At 57.1% G+C, this 2,071-nt stretch carries 1 protein-coding gene and 1 pseudogene; both read right to left on the bottom strand.

Annotated features, from left to right (window positions below; all coding sequences use genetic code 11):
- Nucleotides 1-122: pseudogene (locus EHN07_RS20300) on the bottom strand (glutathione S-transferase family protein); the annotation flags it as partial.
- 103 nt (nucleotides 123-225) lie between these two features.
- Nucleotides 226-1,614 (bottom strand): group II intron reverse transcriptase/maturase, encoded by a 1,389-nt coding sequence (gene ltrA, locus EHN07_RS20305; RefSeq protein WP_124025810.1) that lies wholly within the window; start codon nucleotides 1,612-1,614, stop codon nucleotides 226-228.
- Nucleotides 1,615-2,071 lie beyond the last annotated feature (457 nt).

Below are 2,071 nucleotides of genomic sequence, written 5' to 3' on the forward strand. Positions count from 1 at the left end.
CCGGGTTCGCCATCTGCCGTCAGCCAGTTGCGAAACGCCGACTCTGAGCGTTTGAAGCTGCCGCCTGTGGATTTGGTGTCATACCAGACATCGTGCCAGACGCCATCAATAAGCTGTCCCATTTTTCATTCCTCTGCGTAAGCGGTAAAATCGAGTAGGAGGCGGGATTACTCCCGCCGTCCTCTCACACCACCGTACGTGCGGTTCCGCATACGGCGGTTCATGTTAACGCTGGAACTGCCGTTGCTGTTCCAGCAGTGATATCAAGCCCATCCCTCTGAACCATGCTGTCTTTATCGCCTGATTCATATGACTCGCTCCCGAGTTCCACCATGCTCCGTGGCTGTTGTATGCTGACATCATCGCGCGATCCTTGTTCAGACCCGCTCTTTGCAGCATCTTTGAACGTGTCGACGGCTTCTTCCATTGCCTCCACAGCAGGCAACGCAGTTTCCGTTTGATCCAGCCGTCCAGCTCCTCCAGTATTCCCCTGACTTCCGTCAGTCTGAAGTAGCTTATCCAGCCACGCAGCACCGGCGTCAGTTCATCGATCGTCGCTTTCACTGATTGACTACGGTTCCCCGTCGTCAGACTGCGGATTTTATCCTTCAGCCTGTCCACACTCACCGGCGCTATTTTCAGCTTCGTCTGTTTGTGCCATGTCACGCTGTAACCCAGGAACTTTCGTTCCCATGGTCGCGCTACCGCGCTCTTCTTCTCATTTACCTTCAGCTTCAGTTTGTCCTCCAGGAACTCCCTGATTTCTTTCAGTATATGCTCGCCCGCTTTCCGGCTGCTCACGTAGATATTGCAGTCATCCGCGTAGCGGCAGAAGCTGTGCCCACGGCGCTCCAGCTCTTTGTCCAGTTCATCCAGCAGGATGTTTGATAACAGCGGCGACAGCGGGCCGCCCTGCGGCAGCCCCTCCCGCCGTTTCTCCGTTTCTCCGCCCTTCGCCATCTCCGACTTCAGGTAGCGACGTATCAACCTCAACACCCGCCTGTCCTTTATCCTTCCGGCAAGCCGCGACATCAGAAGCCTGTGATCCACACGGTCAAAGAACTTCTCCAGATCCATGTCCACCACCCACCGTTTGCCGCCCTGCATGTAACGCTGTGCCTGTTGCACCGCCTGCCATGCGTTGCGGCCCGGCCTGAAGCCGTAACTGGAGTCTGAGAACTCTTTGTCCACGATGACGCTTAACTGCTGCGCTATCGCCTGCTGAATGAGTCTGTCCACCACCGTCGGGATTCCCAGGGTTCTCACGCCGCCATCCGGCTTCGGGATATCCATTCTGCGTATCGCCTGCGGCTGGTAGCTGCCTTCGATCAATGCCTGCCTGATAACCGGCCAGTGTTTCTTCAGCCACGGTTTCAACTCCGACACCTTCAGGTTATCAACCCCTGCCGCGCCTTTGTTTTCCACCACGCGCTGATACGCCAGCATCAGGTTTTCCCTCGTTATCACCGTTTCCATTGTCAACGGCACTTCCGCTTTCGTTTGCTCACTGGCCGCCGTGCCGGTTTCAGCGCTATCGTGCAGCCCCGACGGATACCGTCCGTCGCCTCTGTACGCGGTCGCAGTTGCCTGCGCTTGTGCTTCATCAACCTGCATCGTGGGTCAGTGTCCTAATCACGGTTAATCATGTTCGACCCTTCATGCTGCCGGTTTTGCAGCACTACTACGGCGTCGGCTGACTTCTGCCGCCCCATCCCGACGCCTCACGGTATCGGTAGCACAATGGCAGGGTGGCAGATCTCCCGGGGTAATTCGCGCGACTTTCCTGCTTATACCTGTCGGCTTTACGTCACAGCGTTCCGTGTGAGTATTGGGCTTTGGTGCTTTGTGCCACCTTACCCCGCTGCGCCGCCTTAACCGCTTCCTGTTCGTCAGGCCAGCATTTTGCCTTCGGCTTCCTTCAGATCCCCCTCGCGGTGGGCACCCTTGCCGTTCAGCTAACACTTCCCCTCACCGGGTGCGTGGAGGACTTACACCTCTTAGTCGTTCTTTTGCTACCACAGCCAAAGAACAGCGCCAGTCACGGCGCTACGCGCCATGCCCGGCGCACACA

Source organism: Buttiauxella warmboldiae, from assembly GCF_003818135.1.
Classification (GTDB): Bacteria; Pseudomonadota; Gammaproteobacteria; order Enterobacterales; family Enterobacteriaceae; genus Buttiauxella; species Buttiauxella warmboldiae.